This is a genomic window from Leifsonia sp. NPDC056665, from assembly GCF_042791795.1.
Lineage (GTDB): Bacteria > Actinomycetota > Actinomycetes > Actinomycetales > Microbacteriaceae > Leifsonia.
In genome coordinates this window covers 1-25,000 of the sequence record NZ_JBHTXK010000011.1, presented here as the reverse complement: position 1 = coordinate 25,000, position 25,000 = coordinate 1, and the positions used below count along the sequence as shown (strand labels likewise).

29 protein-coding genes are annotated in these 25,000 nt (G+C 68.0%); 10 read left to right on the top strand and 19 right to left on the bottom strand.

Annotated elements, in window-relative coordinates:
* Positions 1 to 2: 2 nt before the first annotated feature.
* From ACFQ9V_RS11915 to ACFQ9V_RS11895, 5 genes are read right to left on the bottom strand one after another with little or no spacing between them, the layout of a single operon-like run.
* Positions 3 to 1,052 (bottom strand): ABC transporter substrate-binding protein, encoded by a 1,050-nt coding sequence (locus tag ACFQ9V_RS11915; RefSeq protein WP_382459364.1) that lies wholly within the window; start codon positions 1,050 to 1,052, stop codon positions 3 to 5.
* A gap of 11 nt (positions 1,053 to 1,063) precedes the next feature.
* Positions 1,064 to 2,404: a sulfate adenylyltransferase subunit 1 gene (locus ACFQ9V_RS11910; RefSeq protein ID WP_382459363.1), complete on the bottom strand. Its 1,341-nt coding sequence runs from the start codon at positions 2,402 to 2,404 to the stop codon at positions 1,064 to 1,066.
* Positions 2,404 to 3,318: a sulfate adenylyltransferase subunit CysD gene (gene cysD, locus ACFQ9V_RS11905; protein WP_382459362.1), complete on the bottom strand. Its 915-nt coding sequence runs from the start codon at positions 3,316 to 3,318 to the stop codon at positions 2,404 to 2,406. Before cysD ends, ACFQ9V_RS11910 begins: the two co-directional genes overlap by 1 nt.
* Positions 3,315 to 4,088, bottom strand: a complete 774-nt coding sequence (locus ACFQ9V_RS11900) for a phosphoadenylyl-sulfate reductase (RefSeq protein WP_382459361.1) — start codon at positions 4,086 to 4,088, stop codon at positions 3,315 to 3,317. The genes cysD and ACFQ9V_RS11900 overlap by 4 nt, the downstream gene beginning before the upstream one ends.
* Entirely contained in the window at positions 4,052 to 5,764 is a 1,713-nt protein-coding gene (locus ACFQ9V_RS11895) for a nitrite/sulfite reductase (protein ID WP_382459360.1), read from the bottom strand. The genes ACFQ9V_RS11900 and ACFQ9V_RS11895 overlap by 37 nt, the downstream gene beginning before the upstream one ends.
* Positions 5,765 to 5,910: 146 nt before the next feature.
* On the opposite strand from ACFQ9V_RS11895, the gene ACFQ9V_RS11890 reads away from it, so the two are divergent.
* Positions 5,911 to 6,717, top strand: a complete 807-nt coding sequence (locus tag ACFQ9V_RS11890) for a sirohydrochlorin chelatase (protein WP_382459359.1) — start codon at positions 5,911 to 5,913, stop codon at positions 6,715 to 6,717.
* Here the strand turns inward: ACFQ9V_RS11890 and ACFQ9V_RS11885 are convergent.
* Positions 6,624 to 6,875 carry a hypothetical protein gene (locus ACFQ9V_RS11885; protein ID WP_382459358.1) on the bottom strand — a complete coding sequence of 84 codons (252 nt, stop codon included), beginning with the start codon at positions 6,873 to 6,875 and terminating at the stop codon, positions 6,624 to 6,626. The two genes, ACFQ9V_RS11890 and ACFQ9V_RS11885, sit on opposite strands and share 94 nt — an antisense overlap.
* 146 nt (positions 6,876 to 7,021) lie before the next feature.
* A complete protein-coding gene (locus ACFQ9V_RS11880) occupies positions 7,022 to 7,192 on the bottom strand; it encodes a hypothetical protein (RefSeq protein ID WP_382459357.1) in 171 nt (56 codons plus the stop codon).
* 359 nt (positions 7,193 to 7,551) lie between these two features.
* On the opposite strand from ACFQ9V_RS11880, the gene ACFQ9V_RS11875 reads away from it, so the two are divergent.
* From ACFQ9V_RS11875 to ACFQ9V_RS11865, 3 genes are all read left to right on the top strand, one after another.
* Complete coding sequence (locus ACFQ9V_RS11875) at positions 7,552 to 9,699, top strand: cell wall-binding repeat-containing protein (protein ID WP_382459356.1); 2,148 nt, start codon at positions 7,552 to 7,554, stop codon at positions 9,697 to 9,699.
* 83 nt (positions 9,700 to 9,782) lie between these two features.
* Positions 9,783 to 10,169 (top strand): MauE/DoxX family redox-associated membrane protein, encoded by a 387-nt coding sequence (locus ACFQ9V_RS11870; protein ID WP_382459355.1) that lies wholly within the window; start codon positions 9,783 to 9,785, stop codon positions 10,167 to 10,169.
* A gap of 205 nt (positions 10,170 to 10,374) precedes the next feature.
* Positions 10,375 to 11,763: a pyridine nucleotide-disulfide oxidoreductase gene (locus ACFQ9V_RS11865; protein WP_382459354.1), complete on the top strand. Its 1,389-nt coding sequence runs from the start codon at positions 10,375 to 10,377 to the stop codon at positions 11,761 to 11,763.
* 645 nt (positions 11,764 to 12,408) lie between these two features.
* Here ACFQ9V_RS11865 and ACFQ9V_RS11860 read toward each other — a convergent pair.
* From ACFQ9V_RS11860 to ACFQ9V_RS11825, 8 genes are all read right to left on the bottom strand, one after another.
* Complete coding sequence (locus ACFQ9V_RS11860) at positions 12,409 to 12,741, bottom strand: hypothetical protein (RefSeq protein ID WP_382459353.1); 333 nt, start codon at positions 12,739 to 12,741, stop codon at positions 12,409 to 12,411.
* A gap of 398 nt (positions 12,742 to 13,139) precedes the next feature.
* Positions 13,140 to 13,859 carry an RNA polymerase sigma factor gene (locus ACFQ9V_RS11855; protein WP_382459352.1) on the bottom strand — a complete coding sequence of 240 codons (720 nt, stop codon included), beginning with the start codon at positions 13,857 to 13,859 and terminating at the stop codon, positions 13,140 to 13,142.
* A gap of 548 nt (positions 13,860 to 14,407) precedes the next feature.
* Positions 14,408 to 14,989 carry an NADPH-dependent FMN reductase gene (locus ACFQ9V_RS11850; protein WP_382459351.1) on the bottom strand — a complete coding sequence of 194 codons (582 nt, stop codon included), beginning with the start codon at positions 14,987 to 14,989 and terminating at the stop codon, positions 14,408 to 14,410.
* A gap of 37 nt (positions 14,990 to 15,026) precedes the next feature.
* On the bottom strand, positions 15,027 to 15,701 hold the full coding sequence (locus tag ACFQ9V_RS11845; protein WP_382459350.1) for an NADPH-dependent F420 reductase: 675 nt from the start codon (positions 15,699 to 15,701) through the stop codon (positions 15,027 to 15,029).
* Entirely contained in the window at positions 15,694 to 16,797 is a 1,104-nt protein-coding gene (locus tag ACFQ9V_RS11840; RefSeq protein ID WP_382459349.1) for an LLM class flavin-dependent oxidoreductase, read from the bottom strand. The genes ACFQ9V_RS11845 and ACFQ9V_RS11840 overlap by 8 nt, the downstream gene beginning before the upstream one ends.
* A 180-nt stretch (positions 16,798 to 16,977) precedes the next feature.
* A complete protein-coding gene (locus tag ACFQ9V_RS11835; protein WP_382459348.1) occupies positions 16,978 to 17,238 on the bottom strand; it encodes a (4Fe-4S)-binding protein in 261 nt (86 codons plus the stop codon).
* 149 nt (positions 17,239 to 17,387) lie between these two features.
* Positions 17,388 to 17,807 (bottom strand): ester cyclase, encoded by a 420-nt coding sequence (locus ACFQ9V_RS11830; protein WP_382459347.1) that lies wholly within the window; start codon positions 17,805 to 17,807, stop codon positions 17,388 to 17,390.
* 13 nt (positions 17,808 to 17,820) lie between these two features.
* Positions 17,821 to 18,432, bottom strand: a complete 612-nt coding sequence (locus ACFQ9V_RS11825) for an isochorismatase family protein (RefSeq protein ID WP_382459346.1) — start codon at positions 18,430 to 18,432, stop codon at positions 17,821 to 17,823.
* A gap of 126 nt (positions 18,433 to 18,558) precedes the next feature.
* Here ACFQ9V_RS11825 and ACFQ9V_RS11820 point away from each other — a divergent pair, with 126 nt between their 5' ends.
* Positions 18,559 to 19,029, top strand: a complete 471-nt coding sequence (locus ACFQ9V_RS11820) for a MarR family winged helix-turn-helix transcriptional regulator (RefSeq protein WP_382459345.1) — start codon at positions 18,559 to 18,561, stop codon at positions 19,027 to 19,029.
* 1 nt (position 19,030) lies between these two features.
* Positions 19,031 to 19,501 (top strand): MarR family winged helix-turn-helix transcriptional regulator, encoded by a 471-nt coding sequence (locus ACFQ9V_RS11815; protein ID WP_382459344.1) that lies wholly within the window; start codon positions 19,031 to 19,033, stop codon positions 19,499 to 19,501.
* A gap of 27 nt (positions 19,502 to 19,528) precedes the next feature.
* On the opposite strand, the gene ACFQ9V_RS11810 is transcribed toward ACFQ9V_RS11815, so the two are convergent.
* On the bottom strand, positions 19,529 to 20,482 hold the full coding sequence (locus ACFQ9V_RS11810; protein ID WP_382459343.1) for an MBL fold metallo-hydrolase: 954 nt from the start codon (positions 20,480 to 20,482) through the stop codon (positions 19,529 to 19,531).
* Between the two features lie 120 nt (positions 20,483 to 20,602).
* Here ACFQ9V_RS11810 and ACFQ9V_RS11805 point away from each other — a divergent pair, with 120 nt between their 5' ends.
* Complete coding sequence (locus tag ACFQ9V_RS11805) at positions 20,603 to 21,292, top strand: SDR family NAD(P)-dependent oxidoreductase (RefSeq protein ID WP_382459342.1); 690 nt, start codon at positions 20,603 to 20,605, stop codon at positions 21,290 to 21,292.
* A gap of 73 nt (positions 21,293 to 21,365) precedes the next feature.
* Here the strand turns inward: ACFQ9V_RS11805 and ACFQ9V_RS11800 are convergent, their stop codons facing one another.
* Positions 21,366 to 22,112, bottom strand: a complete 747-nt coding sequence (locus ACFQ9V_RS11800; protein ID WP_382459341.1) for an alpha/beta fold hydrolase — start codon at positions 22,110 to 22,112, stop codon at positions 21,366 to 21,368.
* A gap of 81 nt (positions 22,113 to 22,193) precedes the next feature.
* Between ACFQ9V_RS11800 and ACFQ9V_RS11795 the strand changes: the two genes are divergently transcribed.
* Positions 22,194 to 22,616 (top strand): MarR family winged helix-turn-helix transcriptional regulator, encoded by a 423-nt coding sequence (locus ACFQ9V_RS11795; RefSeq protein ID WP_382459340.1) that lies wholly within the window; start codon positions 22,194 to 22,196, stop codon positions 22,614 to 22,616.
* A 30-nt stretch (positions 22,617 to 22,646) separates the two neighbouring features.
* Here the strand turns inward: ACFQ9V_RS11795 and ACFQ9V_RS11790 are convergent, their stop codons facing one another.
* Together ACFQ9V_RS11790 and ACFQ9V_RS11785 are read right to left on the bottom strand one after the other, a co-directional pair.
* A complete protein-coding gene (locus tag ACFQ9V_RS11790) occupies positions 22,647 to 23,009 on the bottom strand; it encodes a hypothetical protein (RefSeq protein ID WP_382459339.1) in 363 nt (120 codons plus the stop codon).
* Positions 23,010 to 23,312: 303 nt separating this feature from the next.
* Positions 23,313 to 23,621 (bottom strand): hypothetical protein, encoded by a 309-nt coding sequence (locus ACFQ9V_RS11785; protein ID WP_382459338.1) that lies wholly within the window; start codon positions 23,619 to 23,621, stop codon positions 23,313 to 23,315.
* 68 nt (positions 23,622 to 23,689) lie between these two features.
* On the opposite strand from ACFQ9V_RS11785, the gene ACFQ9V_RS11780 reads away from it, so the two are divergent.
* Complete coding sequence (locus ACFQ9V_RS11780; protein ID WP_382459337.1) at positions 23,690 to 24,301, top strand: TetR/AcrR family transcriptional regulator; 612 nt, start codon at positions 23,690 to 23,692, stop codon at positions 24,299 to 24,301.
* Positions 24,302 to 24,680: 379 nt separating this feature from the next.
* On the top strand, positions 24,681 to 25,000 hold a 320-nt coding region (locus tag ACFQ9V_RS11775), incomplete at its 3' end, for a helix-turn-helix domain-containing protein (protein WP_382459336.1).

Here is a 25,000-nt window from a genome sequence, read left to right as displayed (position 1 = left end):
TCTTACCCCAGGCTCCCGGCGGAGACCTTCGACTGCCCGGCGGTTGCGCGGACGGCGTTCAGGGCGGTCAGGTCGAACACGCCCTTCAGGGAGCCCTTGGTCCCGAGCCCGACCGCGGCGGCGTTCTGGACGAGTGTCGGGAACGCGGCGGCATCGGGGTCGGTGTCGAAGGCGACGTGGTCGAGCGCACGCGCGAGCACCCCGGTCGGCAGCGTCTTGCCGGTGTCGGCCTTGAGCTGCGCGTTGATGTCGTTCGCGGCCTTCGCCCGGTTCTTCAAGGCGGCGACCGCGTCGGCGTTGCCCTGCACGAGAGCCTTGACCGTCTGCGGGTGCGCCTTCAGGAACGAGGCGGAGACCGCGAGCACGGTTGTCGGGAACTTCCCGCCCGGCCACAGCGACGCCTCGTCGACGAGCACCTTCGCGTTGCCGTCGAGCACGAACCGGGACACCCACGGCTCCGGCACCCAGGCGCCATCGATCTTGCCCGCCTGGAACGCCGTCAGCGCCTGCGCGTTGTCGGTCGGGGCGATGGTGAGGTCTCCCCCTCCGGTGGTCGAGGTGTGCAGGCCCTTCGTGCTCAGCCAGTGGCGGAGCGCGACGTCCTGCGTGTTGCCGAGCTGCGGGGTGGCGATGGTCTTGCCTTTGAGCTGGTCGGCCGAGGTGATATCGCTCTTCACGACCAGGGCCGCGCCGCCGATGGCGACGCCGGAGACGATCTTCAGCGACTGGCCCGCGCTCTTCAGGTAGGAGTTGATCGCGGGGCTCGGGCCGATGTAGGCGGCGTCGATCGCGCCGGCGGTGAGCGCCTCGATCTCGGCGGGGCCGGCGTTGAACTGGGTGGTCTTCAGCGCGGTCGTGCCGAGCGCCTTCTGCAGCAGTCCGTCGTGGATGCCGACGAGGGCGGGCGCATGGGTCACGTTGTCGAAGTAGCCGACGCGGATGGACTTCGCCGGGGTTGGTTCGACGCTGGCGGCGGAGGCCGCGCAGCCGGTGAGGGCGGCGGTGGCTGCGGCGAGCGCGAGGACGGCGACGGTGCGGAGCGGGGTGCGCATGCGGGGTCCTTTCAGGAGACGATGCCGGCGGCGAGGGTCGCGCCGGACTGGGGGTCGATGAGCAGGAAGGCGCCGGTCTCCCGGTTGGCCGCGTACGGCTCGACCGGGAGCGCCTCGGCGAGCTGGAGGGCGACGTGGCCGATGTCGTTGACCTCCAGGGCCTCGGCGGGAACGACCCGCAGCGTGGTCAGGTCGCGGCGGCCGTCGATCGCGGTGAGCCGCGCCTGGACGGTCGCGGTCCCCCACTTCAGCAGCAGCCGCGCGCCGGTGACGCCGCGGGTGGGGTCCAGCCAGAACACCTCGGCCGTGATCGCCGACCGCGGCTCCGGGAGGGTGCCCGCCGCGCCGAGGAGGGCGCCGCGGGCGAGGTCGATGTCGTCGGCGAGACTCACGGCGACGGACTGCGAGGCGACCGCGGACTCCACGCTCCGGCCCGCGACGTCGATCCGGGTCACCACCGAGGTCGCGCCGCCGGGGTGGACGCTGACCCTGTCGCCGACGCGCACGGCGCCGGAGGCGATGCGGCCGGCGGCCGAGCGGTAGTCCCGGTAGTCGGTCGCGTCGAGCCCGGTTGCGAGCGCGCCCTGCGGTCGCAGCACGAGCTGGACCGGGAGGCGGAGGTCGTCGGTTGCTGCCTCGGTCTGGTCGGCACTGGGCAGCGCCTCCAGCAGTTCGAGCAGGGCCGGTCCGTCGTACCAGGGCGTGCGGGCGGACCGCTCGGCGACGTTGTCCCCGGCGACGGCGCACACCGGCACGACGTGGAGGTCGCGGATGCCGAGCTCCTCGGTCACCGCGACCAGTTCCTCGGTCACCTGCCGCACCCGGTCGGCGTCGAACCCGATCAGGTCGATCTTATTGATCGCCACGATGACGTGCGGCACCCGCAGCAGGCTGATGACCGCGAGGTGGCGGCGGGTCTGCTCCAGCACGCCGTTGCGCGCGTCGACCAGCAGCACGACCGCGTCGGCCGTGGTCGCGCCGGTGACCATGTTGCGGGTGTACTGCACGTGCCCCGGACAGTCGGCGAGGATGAACGAGCGCGCGTCGGTGGCGAAGTAGCGGTAGGCCACGTCGATGGTGATGCCCTGCTCGCGCTCGGCGCGGAGCCCGTCGGTGAGGAGCGCCAGGTCGAGCCCGCCGGCCTCGCCGCCGAAGCCGCGCTCGCGGGAGGTGCGCTCGACCGCCGCGAGGTGGTCGGCGAGGATCGCCTTGGAGTCGTGCAGCAGCCGGCCGACCAGGGTCGACTTGCCGTCGTCCACCGAGCCCGCCGTCGCGAAGCGGAACAGCGTCCCGCGGGTCGCCGCCGAGGCCGCTGCCGCCGGTCGCATGGTGTCGTCGAGTTGCAGCGTCATCAGAAGTATCCCTGTCGTTTCCGGTCTTCCATCGCGGCCTCGGAGATGCGGTCGTCCGCGCGGGTGGCGCCGCGTTCGCTGAGCGTGGAGGCCGCGACCTCGCGCACCACCGCCGTCACGTCGCGGGCGCCGGACTCGACCGCGCCCGTGCAGCTCATGTCGCCGACCGTGCGGTAGCGCACGAGCCGCCGCTCGACGGTCTCGCCGCGGTCGGCGGGCGAGACCGGCCCGACCGCCCGCCACATCCCGTCGCGGGCGAAGACCTCACGCTCGTGCGCGTAGTACAGCGGAGGCAGCTCGATGTCCTCGCGCTCGATGTAGCGCCAGATGTCGAGCTCGGTCCAGTTGCTGATCGGGAACGCCCGCACGTGCTGGCCGGGCGTGTGGCGGCCGTTGTACAGGCTCCACAGCTCGGGGCGCTGGTTGCGCGGGTCCCACTGGCCGAAGCCGTCGCGCAGCGAGAGGATGCGCTCCTTCGCCCGCGCCTTGTCCTCGTCGCGGCGGGCGCCGCCGAAGACCGCGTCGTGCCGTCCGGCCTCGATCGCGTCCAGCAGCGGCAGAGTCTGCAGCGGGTTGCGGGTGCCGTCGGCGCGCTCGGTCAGCCGGCCGTCGTCGATGTAGTCCTGCACCCGGGCCACGGCCAGCGGGATGCCGAACCGCTCGGCGGTCGCGTCGCGGAAGTCGAGGACCTCCGGGAAGTTGTGCCCAGTGTCCACGTGCAGCAGCGAGAACGGGATGCGCGCCGGCCAGAACGCCTTCGCCGCCAGGTGGAGGACGACCACGGAGTCCTTGCCGCCGGAGAACAGCAGCACCGGCCGCTCGAACTCCGCGACGACCTCGCGGATGATGTGGATGGACTCGCTCTCGAGCTGCTCGATCAGGTCAAGGGCGACGGTCTGGGTCGTGTCGGTCATTGGTGCAACCCGCATTCGGTCTTGGCGAGCCCGGCCCAGCGGCCCGAGCGCGGGTCCTCCCCCTCGGCCACCGGCTTTGTGCACGGTTCGCAGCCGATCGAGGGAAACCCGTTGGACAGCAGCAGATTCAGCGGCACGGCGTTCGCCGTGGCGTAGTCGAGGAGCTCGTCGAAGGTCCACGCGGCCAGCGGGTTGACCTTGACCAGCCCGTTCTTCTCGTCCCACGAGATGAACGGCGTGGCGGTGCGCGTCGGCGCCTCCTCGCGGCGGACTCCGGTGAACCAGAGCTCGTAGCCGGTGAGCGAGCGCTGCAGCGGCTCGACCTTGCGCCGGGCGCAGCACAGGTTGGGGTCGCGGGCGAACAGCTCTGCGCCGAACTCGGCGTCCTGCTCGGCCACGGTCTGCTTCGGCTTCACGTCCACCACTCGCACGTCCAGCGAGCGGGCGACCTCGTCGCGGGTCACGTACGTCTCCACGAAGTGGTAGCCGGTGTCCAGGAACAGCACGTCCACGCCCGGCAGCGCGGCGGCGACCACGTGCGGGAGGACGGCGTCGGCCATCGAGCAGGCGACGGCGGTGCGCCCCACGGCGAAGTTGTCGGCCACCCAGCGGACGACCTGCTCCGCGGTCGCGTCCTCCAGCTCGCGCGCGCCGCGCTCGGCGAGGGCGCGCAGTTCGTCGACGGGCCGGAGCTCGGCGGGGCGGACGGGCAGGCTGCCCAGGTTGGTCGCGGTCACTGCAGCGCCTCCTCGTCGGCCCGGTGCGCCCATTCGGCGAACGTCTCGGCGCCCGCGCGGTCGGCGAGGTAGCGGGTGACGACGCGCTCGACGTAGTCCGCGATCCCGTCCGCGGTGACCTTCAGCCCGCGCACGGTGCGGCCGAGCCCGGCCTCGTCACGGTCGCGGGAGGCGAGGCCGCCGCCCAGGTGCACCTGGAAGCCGGGCACCTGGCCGCCGTTCCCGTCCGGGAGCAGCTGGCCCTTCAGTCCGATGTCGGCCGTCTGGATGCGCGCGCAGGAGTTGGGACACCCGTTGACGTGGAGGCTGAGCGGCGCCGGGAGGTCCAGCCCCGCCAGGCGCTCCTCCAGCTGCTGCACCGCGGCGGTCGCGGTGAGTTTGGTCTCCACGATCGCGAGCTTGCAGAACTCGATGCCGGTGCAGGCGATCGTCCCGCGACGGAACACGCTCGGCTTGGCGCTCAGCCCGATCTCGTCCAGCTCGGCGACGGCCTGCTCGACGTTCGCTTCGGGGATGTCGAGCGCGAGGATCTTCTGGTGCGGGGTCGTCCGCAGCCGGGTCGAGCCGTGCCGCTCCAGGAGGTCGGCGAGCTGCCCGAGCGTCGTGCCGGAGACCCGGCCGACGAACGGCGTGACGCCGATGAAGTAGCGGCCGTCCTTCTGCTTGTGGACGCCGACGTGGTCGCCGGTCGTCGTCGGCGCGGCCGGGGCCGGCCCGTCCGCCAGCGGCTCGTCCAGGTACTCGTCCTCCAGCACCTGCCGGAACTTCTCGACGCCCCAGTCGGCGAGCAGGAATTTCAGCCGGGCCTTGTTGCGCAGCCGGCGGTAGCCGTAGTCGCGGAAGATCTGCACGACCCCGTGCCACACCTCCGGCACGCGCTCGGCCGGCACGAACGCGCCCAGCCGCTCGGCGAGCCGAGGAGTCGTGGACAGCCCGCCGCCGACCCAGAGGTCGAAGCCGACGCCCAGCTCCGGGTGCTCGATCACGACGAACGACACGTCGTTGATCTCGTGGACGACGTCCTGGCTCGGGTGCCCGCTGATGGCGGTCTTGAACTTGCGCGGGAGGTTCGCCAGCTCCGGGTCGCCGAGGAACCGGTCCGCGATCTCCTGGATGAGCGGCGTCGGGTCGATCAGCTCGTCCGCCGCGATACCCGCCACCGGCGAGCCGAGGAACACGCGCGGCACGTCGCCGCAGGCCTCCGTCGTGCTCAGGCCCACGGCCTCCAGCCGCCGCCAGATCTCCGGCACGTCCTCCACCCGGATCCAGTGAAGCTGGATGTTCTGCCGGTCGGTCAGGTCGGCGGTGTCGCGCCCGAACTCGGTCGAGATGCCCGCGATCGTCCGCAGCTGCTCGGTGGTGAGCTGGCCGCCGTCGATGCGGACCCGCAGCATGAAGAACTCGTCCTCCAGCTCGTGCGGCTCCAGCGTCGCGGTCTTGCCGCCGTCGATGCCGGGCTTGCGCTGCGTGTACAGGCCCCACCAGCGGAACCGCCCGTGCAGGTCGGTCGGGTCGATGGAGGCGAACCCGCCGTCGGCGTAGACGCGCTCGATGCGCTCACGGACGGCGAGGCCGCCGTCCTCCTGCTTCCACGCCTCGTTCGCGTTCAGCGGCGCCTGCCCGTCGACCGCCCACTGACCGTTCGGCCGGGCGTCGGTGCGGCGCGGCCGAGCAGCCGCCGGAGCGGTGTGCTGTTCGGAGATCGTCACGCGGTTCGTCCTTCCCTCCGCTGCGGGGCGGATCGAGTACGGAACCTAGGCCGGATACGTTTCGCGACGGAAGGGCGACGGTAATAAACAGACGCAATACAGAAAGGCTGTACGGCTGTTCAGGCATCCTGGGTCGACCACCGAACGTGGTCAAACCGGCCGCGTCCACGACCCTCCTCGAGAGCCCCATGATCGCCATCCTCACCGTCTCGCACGGCACCTCCGACCCGCTGGGCCAGCAGGCCATCGGGGCCTACGCGGAGGCGATCCACGATGCCGTGGAAGCGGACGTCGCCGCCCACGCGTTCGTGGACGTCCAGCAGCCGGACGTGCCGACCGAACTCGCGGCGCTCCCACCGGAGGCGACGATCGTCGTCGTGCCGCTGCTGCTCTCCCGCGGCTACCACCTCGGCCACGACCTCCCGCTCGCGGCGGCGCCGTTCGGCGAGCGCGTGATCCTCGCCGACGCGCTCGGCCCCGACCACCGGATCGCGCAGGTGCTCCGCCGCCGGCTCCGGGAGGCCGGCGCCGAGCCGGACGATCGGCTGGTCCTCGCGGCCGCCGGCTCCAGCGATTCCGCCGGCGTCGAGGACGCCCTCCGCACCGGACTGCTGCTGGAGGCCGCAACGCGGCATCCCGTCACCGTCGGCTTCCTCAGCGCCGCCGCTCCCCGACTCCACGAGGCCATCGCCCGGAACCGCGCGAACGACGGCGCCCGCGTCGCGGTGGCGAGCTACCTGCTCGCCCCCGGCTACTTCCACGACCGGACCCGCACCTGCGCGGCCGACATCGTCACCGTGCCGTTGTTGACCCCGGACATGCCTCCTGCCCCCGAACTGATCGCCGTCGCACGCGACCGCTACTCGACCGCGCTGTCCGCGTCCCCCGGCTCAACATCGGCCGCGACCCGCGGGCCCCGCACGAACGCCACCGACGTCGCCACCACGCCGTAGGCCGCCCCGGCCAGGAGCAGGACAGCCGTCACGGTGACACCTGCGGTGGCCTGCGGCTGGGGCAGCACCAGGCTGACGACGGCCACGACGCCGAGCAGCACGCTCACGACCCCGAGGAACACGAGCGCACGCCTGCGCTCCCTCACGCTCTCGGACATCCGGACCCCGTCTCTTCGCCTGCTGGCGGCCGTCCGGGAAGGACGAACCGATCCGGGGAAGGATAGGCGCGGCGCATCGGGCGAGGGAAGCGACCGTTACGGAGTGTGAACCGCCTGGGCGTCAGTCTCGACGGTGACGGGTCGACCTACGTCGTGAACGGCCGCTTCTCGTCGCAGAACGCGCACACCAGATGCCCGTTCGTGTACTCCCAGAGATGGGCGTGCGGCGCTTCGAAGTACCCGCATCGGTCTGCGACGAGGGTCGGGTTCGGGTCAGCGTTGATGGTGGCTGTGTCGATGCTGTGTGTGGTCGGCATTTCGGGTCGGCTTTCTGCGGCGGGACGTCGGCGCGTTTGGCGTCTTCGTTTCAATGCGTTACATCGGCACCAGTATCCGCGCGATCGACTGGCACCCGAAATACCTAGTACTGGTGCCGCCTGATGGGGGGTCACGCCCCTAAACCCCCGGAATCGGGTAAATGCGGGAACTCAGTAACTCCTCGTGCTGCCAACGATGTCGCTGTGCGAGCCACCTGGATATGAGTGTCGTCGTGACCCTCGAACTGGGGTCGACCGGCCCGGTTCGGGCGGCTGCGTTCGTCCCTAGGATGACACCACGCCGGGGGAATCGGGCTGCGCCGCAGCGGAGGCGCCCGCGCATCAGAAGGAGAGCCTCCGTGCGCATCTCGACCCGTGCCGCCGTCGCCCTCGCCCTCGCCACAGCGGTGACGGCGACATCTCTCATCGCGGGCGCGACCTCCCCGGCCGTCGCCGGCACTCCGACCGGGACCACCGCCAATCTCTCCGAGTACGCGACCGCCGGGGGCTCGGCGCCCAACGGCCTACGCCTCGAGCCGGACGGCAACATGTGGTTCGGAGAAGCGGACGGGATCGGGCGGATCGGCCACGACGGCGCAGTGACCGAATTCGCGCTCCCCGCCACGTTCCAGGGCAACTCGCTCGCGGGGTCGTATCCCAACCCGATCGTGCCGGACGCCTCCGGCAACCTCTGGTTCGGCGGAGGAGTCGACGGTTCGATCGGCTACATCGGCGAGTTCACGGCCGGCGTGCTCACTGTTCTGGCCCGCACGGCCGGGCCCGTCACCGACCTGCAGATCGGACCGAACGGCCACTTCTATTACTCGACCCCTCTCGACACGGTCATCCGGGAAACGACCCCCGACTTCGCCACGACCGTTCTCCATCCGACCGGGCTCACCAGTTGGCGCGGCTACTACGGGTGGAAGGTCACCGCCCAGGGAGACATCTACGACTTCTCGCTCGGAAAGCTGAACCGGATCGACGCGACCAGCGGCGCGTCCGCTCCCGTGCCCCTCCCCGGTGGGGATGCGTACAGCCCCGGTGCGAACAAGACATCCCTGAACGCGGATACGGCCGGCAACCTGTGGACTGCTCTCAAAGGCGCGATCGTCAAGATCGCGGTCGATGGCACGGTCACCACCATCCCGACGCCGACCGGGCTGAACGGAAGCCCCGACATCGGCGGCGCGGTCCACGAGGTCGCCTCGGTCGTGGCCGACGACGATGGCATCGTCTGGCTCGAAGGGGCGAACATCGCGAACAACAACGCCCCCGACGTGGTGTGGCGGATGAACAGCCCCAGCGACATCCACCTGGTAACCGACCCGTACTCGCGGGCCGACGACATCATCAACGGGTTCGTCGCGGGCCCCAACGGTTCGCTCTGGGTCGACCGCGGACACCTGGGCACCGACAGCCAGGGCTACGGCACTCTCACCTCGCAGTGGCTCCAGCAGTACACCTACATGGAGACTTCGTACCGGTACACGCTCCCGGGCCAGCCGGACGCGTTCGTCAGCGGCATCGCGGTCGACAGCACCGGTCAGGCGTGGTTCGCCGACTCCGTGCACGACGCGGTCGGCGTCGTCCAGCCTGTGGACTCGTGGCGGATCTCCGGACCCGACAGGTACAGCACGAACATGAACATCGTCGAGTCGAGTGGGCTGCTCTACCCGGACACCGCCTACATCGCCACGGGCGAGAACTTCGCCGACGCGCTCGCGGCCGCACCCGCCGCTGCGGCCAACAACGCACCACTGCTACTGGTGGGGAAGAACTACGTTCCGCCCCGGCTGGAGCAGAAGCTCATCGATCAGCACATCCGCAAACTGCGGGTGGTCGGCGGCCCCAACGCCGTGAGCCAGGCGGTGGTCGACCAGATCGCACACGACACCGGGATCACCGACGTTCAGCGCTATTTCGGGGACGACCGCTTCGCCACGTCCCGCATCGTCGCCGCCGCGGCCTTCCCCTCGGCGACGACGGCCTTCATCGCGACCGGCATGAACTTCCCGGACGCGCTCTCGGCGGGCGCTCCCGCCGGCAAACTGAAGGCTCCGATCATCCTCGTCAACGGCGCGGCGGGGAGCATCGACAGCGCCACGGCGGCGGAGCTGACACAGCTGGGCGTCACGAAGACGTACCTCGCGGGCGGGACGACTGTCATCTCCTCCGGGCTGGAGTCCTCGCTGGCGAGCGACGGCTTCGCACCGACACGATTCGCCGGGAGTGATCGGTACCAGACGTCGAGCCTGATCACCCGCGCCTTCTACGCCCCCGGATCGCACGTCGGAGTGTACTTGGCGAGCGGTGTCAATTTCCCCGACGCGCTGTCGGGCGCCGCCGCGGCCGGGTACAACGGCTCCGCGCTGGAACTGGTGCAGCCCACCTGCCTTCCCCGGACGGTGGCAAACGATCTGTACTCGATCGGCGCGACTTCGGTCGACATCCTCGGGGGGCCGAACGCACTCGGGTACACCGTCGATACACTCGACGGCTGCTGACGGGCGCAGGGGCTCGGCTGGACACTCAATTGTCCAAGCCCAACGGGTGGGATATTCGGCCGTTGTGGGCCACGATGGCAGGCATGTCTCATCCTCGAACGCTCGTCCGCGTGCTCCTCGGTTCGGCCTTGGTCTTCGCCGGAGTGAGCCATCTCACCTTCGCGCGTCAGGAGTTCTCTGCGCAGGTTCCGGAGTTCGTCCCGATCGACGACGACACCACGGTCGTGCTGTCCGGCGCTGCCGAGATCGCGTTGGGGACGGCGCTGGTGGCCTCGCCGTGGCGAAGGACGATGGGCTTGGTGGCAGCGGCGTTCTTCACGGCGGTCTTTCCCGGCAACGTCTCGCAGTGGCGGCATCACCGGGATGCCTTCGGGCTCGACACCGATCGCAAGCGGCTCGTCCGCCTCGCCTTCCAGCCCCTCCTCATCGCGGCGGTGCTCTGGTCGACGTGGAGGCGCCCGACCCGTTGATCGCCCGTGGTCGCGATGGCTGCCGAGTTCCCGCTCGAGTGGGCCGACGTGGCAGGCGAGGCGATCGAGTTCGTAGGCCCTCGGTGAGGGCCGGCGCGTCCACATCCAGGGGCTGGTGGTCCTTTCCTCGCCAGGCGCATGCTTGATCTACCCGAGCGGGCGTTCGACCGGTGCCGGCCTCCGGGTCGTGCAGAGGACGGCAGCGATGGCGAGCAGGATTCTGGAGACCGACTATCTGGTCGTCGGCGCCGGTGCGTCGGGCATGGCGTTCGTCGACTCCCTGATCACGGCGTCCGACGCCGAGGTGATCATGGTCGATCGGCGCTTCGCACCCGGCGGCCACTGGAACGACAGCTACCCGTTCATCCGGCTGCACCAGCCCTCCGCGTACTACGGCGTCGACTCGCTGCCGCTCGGCACCGACACGATCGATGCCACCGGCGTCAACGCCGGGATGTACGAGCGCGCGTCGGGCCGGGAGATCTGCGCGTACTACGAGCGGGCGATGAACGAGCGGCTGCTCGCCTCCGGTCGGGTCCGCTTCTTCCCGCAGTGCGACTACGTCGGGCGTGGGGAGTTCGTCAGCCGCCTGACAGGCGATCGCTTCGAGGTCACTGCCCGCCGAGCCGTCGTCGACGCGACCTACCTCGAGCCTCGTGTTCCCGCAACGAGCCCTCCCGTTTTCGAGGTGGACGACGGAGTCCGGTGTGTACCGGTGAACGAGCTGGCTCGCCGGGCGGAACCGCCGGACGGTTACACGGTCGTCGGCGCAGGCAAGACGGCGGCGGATGCGATCCTCTACCTGCTGCAGAACGACGTCCCGCCGGCGCTCATTCGCTGGATCAAGCCTCGCGAAGCCTGGTACCTGAATCGCAGGTTCACCCAGGGCGGCGAGCTGCTCCCCACACTGTTCGACGGGCTGGCGCTGCAGGCGGAGGCGTGCGCGGAGGCCGGGTCCCAGACCGAGCTCTTCGATCGATTGGGCGACGCGGACCAGCTGCTGCGCGTCGACGAGAGCCTCGCACCGACGATGTTCCGGGGACCGACCGCCAGCACGGCCGAGATCGAGCAACTCCGACGGGTCGGTGGGGTGACCCGCCTGGGACGGGTACAGCGGATCGAAGCCGATGCCATCCGTCTTGAACAGGGCTCCATCCCCACGACGCCGGGAACCCTGCACGTCTACGCCGCGGCGGGCGGCCTCAACCCTGCGCCCGAGGTCCCGATCTTTGCGCCGGAGCGGATCCGGCTGCAGTCGATGCGGATCGGCCTCACGCCGTTCAACTCGTCACTGATCGGCTACGTCGAGGCGACTCGTTCCGACATCGCGACCAAGAACCGCCTGTGCCCGCCCAACCGTCAGCCGAACACCCCGGCCGATTGGATCCGCGGCACCCTCATCGCGTGGCAGGCCGACGCCCTCTGGGCCCGAGAACGCGACATCGCGCACTGGATGGACGCGGCAAGGACCAACATCTCGCGCGGACTCAGGGAGCAACTGTCCGGGCCTGAGCTCGCCGCCAACCTGGCACGCTACCGCGCTGGTCTCGAGCCGGCGATCGCGAACCTGCACCGGCTGCTGGAAGGGAGTTGAGAACCAAACCCCGAGATGTCCTGATGGTTCAAACGACGAAACGGCGGCTGTTCAACAGCCGCCGTTTCCAGATTCTGTAGCGAGGGCGGGACTCGAACCCGCGACACCACGATTAGGTTCCGGTAGATCTCGTTGGGTTACTTTGGGTGCGCTTGACCTGATTTTCCGCGGCTTTCGACTGCAACGACTTCATTTGGGTCGCCCTGGATCTGCCTCAATGTGCGGGGTAAGTGCGGGGTCGTGAATCGTTGAGCACCATCAAACGCCGGAGGGAACGATGCGTACGAGTGGGTCCGTCAGGTCTCGTTGCTTGCACCATTGCTCTTGTCCTGGATACCGGGGCGTCATCGAGGCCACCGCTGCGGATCCGATCCCTATCCAGATCAGCCACCAGCGTCGTAATTCATCCACCTCCCGCAACTGCTGACAGCTGCCGGCGAAATCGAGTGACATTGCCAACACCCGCCGAGCATAGGAGCGGCCCAGAAATCTTCGTCGCGTCAACGCCGCGCTGTTGCGCAGGTGGCCGCTCCCGGAGCCGGGAGACTCGAAACGGTCTCGCGGCGATGTCGTGTGGTCGGCGGAGCCGCACAGTCCCCCGGCGCCGGCGATGCGCTCGGTCCGGCGTCTGCGCAGCGCCTTCGGCTACGGATTCAGCTGGTCGTCGATCGCCTCCTTGAAAGCCCTGAGTTCGATCGTGTTGCCCTCGTAGACCTTCAACGGACCGCTCCAGGTGAGCGCCAACACGCCGACAGTGTCGTCGCCCGTCACCTCGGCGCCCTGGAAACGGGTGTGGTCGATGACATCGTCGTGGCTCCCGTTGAGGTGCTCATCGTCGAAGAAGTAGATCCTGTCCGGGGTGAGAACGAGCCGACCGGCATGTCGGCCGTCCTCATCCAATCGGTCGGCTGCCACTTCCGCGATCGGTTGCTCGCCCTTCGGAAGCCTGTCCGGGCGGCCCTTTGCATGTTCAATCATGACCGCACCATAGACCCGGAACGATGGTGATGGTGGACATCTGCGGGCCTCAGCTACGCCGCTTGCGCCTGAACCCGAGCGCTTTGTGCGCAACGGCGGCATACGCCCTAATCCACCCAGACCCACCACCCGCAACTTGATGACGAATCGATGCAGCCATCGAACCCGTCACGAGGCTCGCGACAGCGACCCCGGAGAGAGTCAGCGACATTATCCAGAGAGCGACGCTGACCTATCGACGCGGATTCCCTTGCCGGTATCGTGTGGCGAGTGCCGCGCGTCTACTCCCCCCAGTAGACGCGCGGCGCGTGACGTCGGTGCCGAATGAAGGCTGCCCCGCTGTACGACGTCATTCTGGAATGTCCGGCAACGTGCGTTCGGTTCCATTCCTCGTTTGACTAGGTCCCGGGTGCGACCAGGAAGGTGCCGACCTGAGTAACGCCGTCACTCTTGTAGACCGGCAGCCGTTGACCATTCGGGTACTTCCGTAGGCGCTCCTCTTGTTGTTCGAGCGCCTGTGCCGGAGAAGTCGGTTCGGGGCCGCCGAACTCGGCTTCACTGAGCTGTGCGCTCAGCACGTATTCGGTGAGCCGTTGCCGTGCACGCGATAGCCTGGATTTGACGGTGCCAGCCGGGATCCGGAGGATCGCAGCGGCATCGGCGGTGCTGAGCTCCTCAAGCACGCAGAGGCTGAGGATCTGTTTGTCCCTGTCGGACAACCGGTCGAACGACTCCCGCACACGGGCGGAGACTTCAGATCCGTGAACTTGCTCGATCACCTCTGTGGCCGGGTCAGGAACGACGGCAGGCTCCGGAAGTTTGGCCAGTAACGCGTCGTGCCGACGCCGCGCCCGGAAACTGTTACGCGCCAGGTTTGCTCCGGTGACCAGCAGCCACGGGAGGATCGATGCGTCGATGAACGTCACGGACCGCCGCTTTCGCCATGCTTCGGCGAATGCCAGGCCGACAATGTCTTCTGCATCGGTGGGTGTGGGGACGAGGCGGAGGACGTGGCGGAAGAGCCGGTCACGGTGGCGTCGGAAGAGTTCAGCGAACGCGGCCCCGTCACCGTCGATGGCTTGATGGAGAAGCCATTCGTCGGTCTGCGTGTCGTTCATGCTCTGGAATGTCCGGCTCGTGAGGTTTGGTTCCCTGGCGAGGGGAAGGGGCACGACATGTTCAGCGCCGTGCCCCTTTGGTCAGGCTACTTGGACGCCGAACCGACAGTTGCCTTGACGACGAAGTCACCGATGATCGTGACACCGTCGGACTGATACACAGGAACCGTCTGGTCCTTCCGGCCGTGCTTGCCTGCCACGCCAGAGCCTCCTCAGGGCTGCTGAAACCAGTGCCCTCGGCGCGTTGGAGGTCCGTCTTCAGCGCATAGCCCTCACGCCCGTTCGACGCGACGACCAGGATCAGGTCTGGTTCGTTCGCTGGCGATGCCGCATTCAGGGCTGACCGGAACGTGAGCCCTCCTGCGTTCTGCTGGAACTTCGCCACGGCTTTCGGCGTCGTCGGAGTCCCATCGGCGGCACTCAAGCCCCGCGGCGCCGGCTGCGACGGGATGTTGTCGGCGAATGCGGTCCCCGCTGCGAGGCCGACAGCGGTCCCACGAGAACCACGAACTCGTCGGACGATCCGTCAGAATGATGGAAACCGCCGTTCAGGCCGCGCGCTCTTCGTCCTTCCGGGCCCGCAACGGCTCAAGCGCCTCTGACCACGCGATGAGCTGGTCGAGGAGCGTGTCGAGGAACCCGAGCTGGTAGTCGCCCGGCTTGAACGTCGAGAGGTTCTCGAACTCGGTCAGGGTCGAGAGCGTGAGCGTCTGGCGCACCGTGGCCACCTGGAGTTCCGCGAGCACGAGCCGCAGATGCTCGATCGCCCGCGCCCCACCCACCCCGCCGTATCCGACGAACGCCGCGGCCTTGTTGTTCCACTCGGTGTGCAGATAGTCGATCGCGTTCTTGAGGACACCCGATGTCGAGTGGTTGTACTCGGGCGTCACGAAGATGTACCCGTCGAACTCGGAGATCTTCTTCGACCACACTCGCGTGTGCTCGTTCTGGTATTGGCCCATGCGCGGCGGCAGCGGCTCGTCCAAGTGCGGAAGCGGGTAGTCGGCGAGGTCGACGAGCTCGAACTCGGCGTCGTCGCGCTGGGAGGCGTGGGCGAACACCCAATCTGCGACATCCTTGCCCTTGCGACCGGGGCGGGTGCTGCCGATGATGATGGCGATCTTGGTCATTTCTGTGCTCCTTCTCGAGGGGACGGATGGAGACGGGTTATTCGACCGGCGCCGGGGGGCGTCCGTTCTCGATCGCTGCGTGCGCGATCAACGCGTGCAGTTCGTCGGAGGGGAGGTCGGCACCGAAGGTCGGGTAGCCCGGCTCGAGCACGGCCCCGGCAGCCAGCGCACCGATCGGCAAAGGGTCGAAGCCGAGAGCGTCGACGAACTCCGCCACGGCGGCGACGTCGGCTTGACGGTCGCCCGCGACGGCGATGGCCTTCCGGCCCGCGGCGCCAGCGGGCCGGGCTTCGTCTTCGAGGTCGTGGTACCCCATGTGATTCAGGGCCTTCACCACACGTGACGCAGGTAGGAACTCCTGGACGATCTCACTCGTCGAGGTGCGCGGGTCGGTGAGATCGTCGCGGACGCCGTCTGTCTCCCACCAGTAGTTCATCGCATCGATCACGAGCTTGCCCGCGAGGTCCGCGGCAGGCACGCGACGGTACTTGCCCAGGGGAAGCGCGAGGATGACGAGGTCGGCGTCGCGCGCCGCGCGCTCCGGTCGCACGGCCATTGCGCCCGGCACGAGGACCTCGATCGTGAGCGCGATACGCTCGGGATCCCCCGACCCTGCAATCAGGACCCGGTACCCGGCGCGAAGCGCCAGCCGGGCGAGGGTCGTGCCGACCTTGCCCGCGCCCAGGATCCCCACGGTTCGTATCTCAGACATGGACAGCCTTCCCGCCCTTGACGATCTCGACGACCGGTCGTCCCGTCTCGCGCCACGGCTCGGCATCCTCCTCGAGCAGCTCGCGCACGCGCGGCGCGACCTGTTCACCGAACAGACGGATGCTGCGCTCCCGGACGTCGCGCGGCAGGTGGGTGATGTCGTACTTGAGGTCGAAACGGGAGAGGTGGTTCGCCCGCGCGATGGCGGCGATCTTCCGCGCAACGGTCTCCGGCGAGCCGACATACAACGCGCCTGTGTCGACCTCCTCCGCATATCGCTCCGCGGTCGGCGGGTAGAAGCCGCGCTCCTTGCTGATCTGTGTGACGACCGGCTCCCAGTATTCCCAGTGCGCCGACTTCGCCGCATCGTCGGTGTCGGCGATGAGGCCGAGCGAGTGCTGCGCGATCGGCATCTCGGGATACCCGAATGACGACAGCGCGCGAAGGTACAGCTCCGCGTGACCCGCGAACCGTTCGGCGCGGCCGCCGATGATCGCCATCATGAGCGGCAGCCCGTTGCGTGCTGCGCGGATCACCGAGTCCGGGCTCCCGCCGATCCCGATCCAGGCGGGGATGCCACCGTCGGGCATGCGCGGATGCAGCCTCACGGCGTCGAGCGACGCCCGATGCTTCCCCGACCAGGTGACGCGGTCCTCGTACATCAGCCGCAGGAACAGGTCGAGCTTCTCCTCGAACAACTCCTCGTACTGGGCGATGTCGTAGCCGAATAGCGGGAATGACTCGACAGCCGAGGCGCGCCCGAGCACGAGCTGCGTGCGACCGTTCGAGAGCGCATCCACCGTCGCGAACTCTTGGTAGAGCCGGACCGGATCCTGGGTCGACAGGACCGTGACCGACGTGCCGAGCCCGATCGTCGAGGTCGCCTGCGCGGCTGCGGCCAGCACGACGGGTGTCGCGGAGTCGACCGACTTGTCTTTGTAATGCTCGCCGACGCTGAAGACGTCGAGCCCCACCGACTCCGCCAGCTGCGCCTCCTCGATGAGCAGCCGGACCGACTCGGCATCCGTCATCTCCCGTCCGCCGTCGGTCGCGACATCCCCGAACGAATTCAGGCCGAACTCGAACTGCGCGCTCATGAGGGCCGCCTTTCCAACCGTCCAAGTGATTGACGTGTCAACATCTTTGAACGCAACGATTGACGTGCCCATTCCCGATCGCCATCGACTACCGGGTCGAGGACGCGTGGTCACCGAGGAGCACTACCTACCGGCAGCCGCCTCGCGCTGACCCCGGAGGGCAAGAGATCTTTGCCCGGTTCAAGCGGCCGGGGCTGTACGCGTCCGGCCATCATCCGTTCTATAGCCCAGCGCGAAGCTCGGGCACCGGTCGATCACCGTCACGATCTCATCCACCGTGGCCCCCTCAGCGTCGATCCACGGCCGCCGACTCCGATCGAAGACCCGCGGCAGCCCGCGGACGCATTCAGTGGCATGTTGGCATCGACCCGGCTCCCAGGTCACAACCACCCCATCCGCTTTGTACTCGCGGATATTCGGTCGATCGGTCGCATCACCCACGACGACCTCCTACGTCTCAGGTTGGCCCACTTCTATTGTCAACCCGGATCGGCCCAACAGATGGCCCGGGTTGGACGAGGCGGAATCACGGCGCAAGAGATCGCCGAGCACCTCGGCCACGAGAGCCCATCGCTCACTCAGGATGTCCTTTACTGGATCCACGGCGCCCGGTACGCACCGGCGGTGTTGAGGAAGGCGGTGAAGTCTTCGCCGGCCCACTCCTCCGCGATCAGACCCTCCTCGAGACGGTAGAAGTCGATCGCGTCCCAGCGCACCGCCTGGCCGCTGCCGGCGACTCCCAGCAGGTCGCCGCGCAGGGTGCCGGTGACGATGAGCCTCACGACGACCTTGTCGTCCTGGACGGCGATGTCCTGCAGGTCGGCGTGCAGGTCAGGGATGGCGCCGACCACGGCGCCCATGAGGCCCGCGACGTTGTCCCGGCCGGCGACCGTGCCGACCGAGCCGCCGTGCCACGCCATGTCCTCGGTGAGGTACTTCACCGCGTTGGCGCCGTTGTGGTTGTTCAGCACGTCGTCCATGAAATCGAGGACGACTTGTTCCTGTCCCATCTGCGTTCCCTTCCTATTCCTTCATCAGCCGGTCGACGATCACGATCTCCCGGATCGGAACGGCGGTCTCCCCTCGCAGCCAGTCGCGCTGCAGTTCGGTGGCGACGGAGACCCAGCCGACCGGCTGGGCGCCGGCAGCCTCGATGCGGCGGAGTCCGGCGCGATGCGCCTCCTCGGACGTGCCGCCGACGGCATCCACCACAGGGAATACCTCGTAGCCCGCGCGCAGCGCGTCGAGCGTCGGATACGCCAGACACGCCTCAGTCCACAGCGTAGAGATGATGAGCCTCCGTCGGCCCGTCGCCTCCACGGCCGTGCGGAACTCGACGTCCTCCCACGCGTTGATCTGAGTGCGGTCGATCTCCGGGCTGCCGGCGAGCACGGCCTTCAGCTCCGCAACGGTCGGCTGCTGACCGTTCGCGACGTTGACCGTCGACAGCACGATCGGAAGTCCGAACGTCACGGCGATCTGCGCGAGCGAGACGGCGTTCTTCGTCATCAATGCCGTATCCATTGAGCGCACGGCGCCGACCTGCGTCGGTTGGAAGTCGATGATCACGAGCGCCGAGTTCTCCGGCGTCAAGAGCGGGTCGGTGAGCGGATCGCGGCGAGGTTCGCTGGTCATGAGGCCGGTCCCTCCTCGATGAAGACGGTGGGTGGATGTCGACAGCGTAGAACTATTTGCTCGCGCGTGCAACTATATGAGCGAGGGATCGGGGCGCCGGCAATCCCCGACGATAGAGTGGGGACGATGGTGGAGGTCAGACCTTTCGATGACGTGGAGGATCGCGCGTGGCGCGCGCTCGTCCACGTCGCCGACCTGCTCCCACGCCACCTCGACAACGAGATGGAGGACGCGCGGCGCATCTCCGTCAAAGAGTTCGCGATCCTCCTGCATCTGTCGGAATCCCAGGACTCGACGCTGCGGATGAGCACTCTCGCCGCGGACGTCGGCCTCTCCCCCAGCCGCACGACGCGCGTCGTGGAGACGCTGCGGCGCCGAGGGTGGATCCAGAAGTCCCCCGATGCCAGCGATGGGCGCGCGACGACAGTCGCCATCACCGACAGCGGCCGTGCTCAGGTCGGGCCCGCGTACGACGTGCAGGTCGAGGGAGCGCGCCGCATCCTGTTCGATCACATCACCCGTGAGGACGCCGAACAGCTCGCTCGTGTCCTGCGGCGGCTCTCGATCACGCTTGCGCGCGAAGACCGCTTCGACTGACATGACCGGGATCGACCGTCTGGATGCTGCGGAGACCCGCGCCTGGCGCGCTCTCGTCCGGATCGCGACGATCCTCCCCCGGCACCTCAACGACGAGCTCATGGACACGCGGCGCGTCTCGCTGTCCGAATTCGGGCTGCTGCTGCATCTCTCCGAGTCCGATCACGGGACGCTCCGGATGTCCGACCTCGCTGAGGCGACAGGGATCTCGCCGAGCCGTGTGACCCGCGTCATCGAGACGATGCGCGGGCACGGGTGGGTGCAGAAGGTCCCGGATGCCTCAGACGGGCGCGCAACGACGGTGATCCTCACCGCAGCCGGGAGCAAGCAGACCGACCTGGCGTACGACGTGCAGGTCGAGGGCGCGCGACGGACCCTGTTCGACCACCTGACTCCGGACGAAGTCGAGGAGCTCGGGCGCCTGCTCACCGACTTCGTCGAGATCCTCCGCGCCGAGGATCGCTTCGACTGATCTGGAACCTCCCGCCCAACCGGTTGCTCAGGGGTGCACTTGGGAGCCGACCCCCTTGTCGAGGCGGAGCGACTGCATCAGCATGAAGGTCGTGGTGTACGTGAGCGGCTCGATGTCGGCCGCTCCCAGCACTCCGGTGTACTTCTCGACGACGGGCTTCGTGGCGGTCGTGGTGACCTCCTCGAGGTAGCCGTTCACCCAGCCCCAGTGGTTGGGCGGATACTTCGCAAGGTACGGCGTCGGATCCACCGAGGAGAGCGCCGCGTAGGATGCCGCGACCACGTCGGCGATGTAGGCCTGATGCAGCTCGACGTCCGCCCGCGTGCCCAGCCGGCCGAGGTGGCCGGCGATGAGGTGCACCCACTTGTACTCGAGCGCCTGTGCGGGAGCGTCGATGTAGCCCGGCATGTCCTCACTGAGGTTCGAATTGAAGATCGGCACCCAGCCGGGGTTGATCACATCGACGAGCATGAGCGCGTCGTGATCCGGGAAATGGATGAAGATGTTGTCCGGCGTATGATTCGGACCCCGCCACGCGAGCTCCACCCGCTCCCCGCCGACCTCGAGCGTGTACGTGTCGCTGAACGTGACGGTCGGGGCCGGTCGCGTCGGGTCGTCGTCGCGGAGGAGCCGGCGGCGGGTGTCCTCGTGGCCGATCAGGACGGCGCCAGGGAACAGGCTGGCCGCGCCGGCATGGTCGGCGTGGTGATGCGAGTAGACGAGATGCGTCACCGCGTTGGTGGTGCCCTCGGAGGCGGTGACCTCGTCGATCGCACGACGGATGTTGTTCCCGATCGTCGGCGGCGCGTCGAAGACGACGACACCGTCGGGCGTCGCCAGGAACGCGGACAGGTACACGGTGTCAGTGACCCAGAACAGGTTCCGCTCCACACGCTCGACGTGGTAGCCCTGGTCGTTCAGAGCCGCACCCTGGGCGACGTCGGGAAGCGGCGCATAGTCCGGAAGGTCGGGAGTGGACATGATGCTCCTTCGAAGGTGAGGGCGCGGGCGGCGCTCGCGTCAGGTGCTGGTGACATTAGACCTTTTTATTTGCTCGCGCAAGCATTATTATTGGGCCATGCACACCACCCGGAGGTTCTCATGACCGATTCACTCCCCCCGGTCGCGATCGTCGTCGGCGCCGCCGGCGCCCTCGGCCGCTTCGTGGCCCTGGGCCTCGCCCACGCCGGCATGACGGTCGTCGCCGTCGATCGCAAGGCCGACGCTCTCGAACTGCTGCCCGACGCCATCCGGCGGAAGGTCGCGGACACCACCGATCCCGCGACCGCACGGGAGGTCGTCGACCGCATCGCCGAAGAAATCGGCGCCCCTCGCGTCCTCGTCAACACGATCGGCACGTACGGTCTGGGCGACCTCGCCGAGACCACGCCGGACCAGCTCGGCCTGATGATGTCCGTGAACCTGGGCACTGCGCTGTGGTTGAGCCAGGCCGCGGCGCCGCACATGCGGGCCGCGGGCGGCGGGTCGATCGTGCACGTCGCGGCGCGGCACGGGCTCGATCCGATGACGGGCAGCCTCGCTTACAGCCTCAGCAAGAGCGCCCTCGTGCACCTCGTACGCGTGCTCGACGCGGAGCTGCGACCCACCGGCATCCGGGTCAACGCCGTCGCACCGCAGCTGCTGGACAGTCCGTTCGGCCGGGCGTCGTTCCCACCCGAGGTCATCGCGCATGCCGTGGCGCCCGAGGCGGTCGCATCCGTCATCGTCGCCGTCGCGACTGACACGTCCGCGCCGGTGAGCGGCGCCGTGATCCCGACCTACGGCAGCTGACCCGCGCATAGTCCGGCGGGGCCGGAATCGTCGAACAGGCAGAGTGCTCGATCGATCGCGCCGGGACGGCTGGTCAGGACCGCGCGAGGAACGAGTCGATCGCCGCCCACGTTGCTTCCGGCGCTTCCAGGTGGGGAAGGTGTCCGGCTTCGGGGATCTGCACGAACTGCGCGCCGGGAATCGCGTGAGCAACTGCCCGTCCGTATTCCGGCGTGACGACACGGTCGCTTTCGCCCCACACCATCAGGGTCGGTACCTGGACAGTGCCGAGCCGGCCGAGCAGGGAGGGGTCGCTCATTCCGGCGCCGGTGATGGCGGCCATCGTGCGACCGTTCGCCTGCTGGATGGCGCGCTGCGCGTCGGTCAACGAGGCGGGATCCTGGTAGCCGCGGTCAGGGTCATGCCAGGCGACCTCGGCGAGGCCGCGGGCGTCGAGGGCGAAGAAGTCCGCGATCGGCTCGCCCTCGACGACCGCTCCGACACCGTCGATGTCGACGACGGCGCTGATCAGCCCGGCGTATTGGTCGTCGGCGGCGGCCTGCAACGCCATCTCGAGTGCGATCCACCCGCCGATCGAAGAGCCGATCAACGCGACGTCACGCTCTCCGCGATCGAACAATCGGGCGAGGTAGCCGGATGCGAGGTCTGCGACCGAGGCGACCGAGACGGGGAGCGGCGTCCCATCCCATCCCGGATGCGTCGGCGCGAAGGCGTGCATGGTCGAGGCGAGATGTTTCACGATGGGGGCGACGGTCTGCGGTCCTCCGCCGCCGTGAAGTACGAGGGCCGTTCGCGATTCAGGGTCGCCGGCCTCGAGCACGGGCAGGTCTTCGAAAAAGTAGAGACTCATCATGCTCCTTAAATCAACATGTTTATATACCGTTGTTGATACAGTAGCATCGTGACGACGAACCTGGAAGTGCTTGGTCAGGCGATCAAACGTGCGCAGTATCGGAACCATCGCACGATGGATGCCGCGCTGCGACACATCGGAATCAGCCTTGTGCAGTGGGACGCGTTACGTGCCATCGAGCGAATGCCCCACGCGTCCGGGCACGACCTCGCCATCGCGACCTTTCAAAGCGACCAGTCGTTCGGCACGCTTGCGAGCCGACTCGTCACCCGCGGTCTCATCGTCCGGTCAGCAGGCCGAGGCCGTCGGCTCGAGTATGCGCTGACCGAATCGGGACGTGCCGCCCTCGGGGAGGGCCACCAGGTCGCGCTCGGGGTGTTGGACGAGCTCTTCACGCCTCTCGACGAGGATCAACGCGCAGCGCTTCTCGACGCGCTCCAGGTTCTCACGGCCGACGCGCCGCCCTCATGATCGTCTCTCTTTGGTCGTTTCGGATCGTTGTCAGCGCGCTCCGAAGAGCCGGGTCAACAGTGCCGCGACGCGCCGCGTGGGAGTCCTCGGCTCCACGACGCGGGTGTCGGTTGCCACTTCGGACGACAATCTGCGTACGCGCACGGCGGCGAGATCGTGCAGGTTGTTTCGTCGGGTTCCGTCCCAGTTCGCGTACAGGTACGCGCCGCCCGTGGCGGAGATGGCGCGCACCGGCACGCGTACGTACGAGTCGGGCCCGGTGACGTAGCATGCTTCGCCGCGGCTGATTTGAGCCGAAGCGAACTGCGCGTCCACGACGCCGTGCGGTGTGATGAGAGCCACGATGGCTCCGAGTTCGTCTCGGGCGACGACTTCGATCTTCAGATCAGACATGGTTCCTCGGGTGATGGGGCGATTCGGGAGACGCTGTGCGGAAAGCGGGTCAGGGCGCTACCGCGGGTCGTCCCGCGCCGAACCGTCGTCGCGGGGGCAACTGCGCCGACGTCCTGGGTGACAGGATAGGCATCCCATGATTGATGAGTCCAACAGGTGTTTCTTATTGCATTCATCTGTCGTTCGAATGAATTATTCACCACGGCACCTCCTCCCGGTCCAGACGCCCCAACGGAGAGAGCTCCGGGGATGCCGCCTGCGCGGCGTCCCCGGAGCTCTCTGTTTCTCCAGGTGGCGACTGTCTCAGGCGGCTCGCCGGGTGACGTAGCCGCTGGACGAGGAGTCACCTGAAAGTGCGTAGTACCGCGCTGAGGTGGTGTGCGCCTGCAGCACCCACGACCTCTCGTAGCGTCGACCCCCCGCGACGTAATCGACGACGATGCGATCGGCCGGGGTCTCCAACTCAGACATCCACTGCCGCGGCGCTTCGAGACCGCACGCTTCCAGCACCACCGCTGCGATGCCTTCGCGCTGATCGGCTTCGAGCTCGGCGACCTGCCCGATGCTCAACCGCACCTCTGAAACGACCGGGTGCGAAACGGTGACCTTCATAACGACCTCCAAAATAACTAAACGTTTAGTTGTAGGATAGCACGCGAGAATGGTACGAGGGAGGTTTCGTGTCCAAGAGGTATGACAGCGCAGAAAGCACACGGCTGCTGCTCGAGGCGAGCGCAGTCGAATTCGCACGAAAGGGCGTCCACGGAGCGCGTATCGACCAGATCGCCGATCGTGCGGGGGTCAACAAGGCATCGATCTACAGCTACATCGGCAACAAGGAGGACCTGTTCGAAGCGGCCATCGCAGCCAAACTCGGCGAGCTGGCGAATCGCGTCACGATCGGCCAGGGCGGCCTCCCCGAATACGTCGGCGACCTGTTCGACTTCCTCTGCGAAAACCCGATCGTGGCGTGGCTGTTCGAGCAGGAGGCTCTGCACTTCGCCCCGGACGCCGTCCCCGACTTCGCGCAGCGAGCCGCGTACTTCCAGACCAGGGTCGCTGCGACGGCTGACGCCCTGGGCGGCGACTCGGACGCCGCAGCGACGTTCTTCGCCCTCATCTCCATGTGCTACTGGTTCGTCGCCGCCCCGCAACTGGTCGGCATGATCTTCGGCGACGCCGCTCCCGAGGGGGTCCGTCGCCGCTATCGAGCCCATCTCGTGGCGACCGCGACTGCGATGAGCCGGCTCTCGTCCGCCGAGACGGGCGCACAGGCGCCGGCGAGCGACTAACCGAATCCCGACCTCGGGGGCTGCAGAACCCTCCGGGTCGGCTGATCCACAGTCGGCGCGGTGACGATGACCGCCAGTCCTGCTTCGACGAGGACGAGCGGGGCAGCGGCGACGGCCCTCCGCGGAAGGTCTTCTCTGAGCCCTCTCCGTAATGGGCCATGATGAAATCGCGTCTTTCGCGTAGGGGTTCTACGGCGGTCCGATCTCATTGGCCCCGTTTCGATGACGGCAGTGTCGTCCAGCCCATCTTCGATGACATTGCACCACCCCCGATTCCTACAGTTGTGGGGTTTTCGTGGGGGCCCTGCCTACCCGTACGCCGGTATAAAACTGACGGAGGTTGTTGACAGTCGGGTCTTCCATTTGGGAGGAAGACCTCATGACATCAACACTCTCCGCCTCGGCCCAGCGGGCCATTGAACGGCGAGCGAATCACAAGCTCGCGGTGCTGCGACATGTCGAGGAAGTCAGCGGAAACATCGCCGCGAGCTGCCGCTACTACGGCGTGAGCCGGCAGGCCTACTACGCCTGGCTGAAGCGCTATGAGGCGGAAGGGTTCGAGGGGCTCAAGGACCGCTCCAGCGCCCCGCACTACTCACCGACAGCGACCGACGCGGAGGTCATCGAGAAGATCCTCTGGCTGCGTCAGCAGTATCACTTCGGGCCGGAGAAGATCACCATGTATCTGAAGCGGTATCA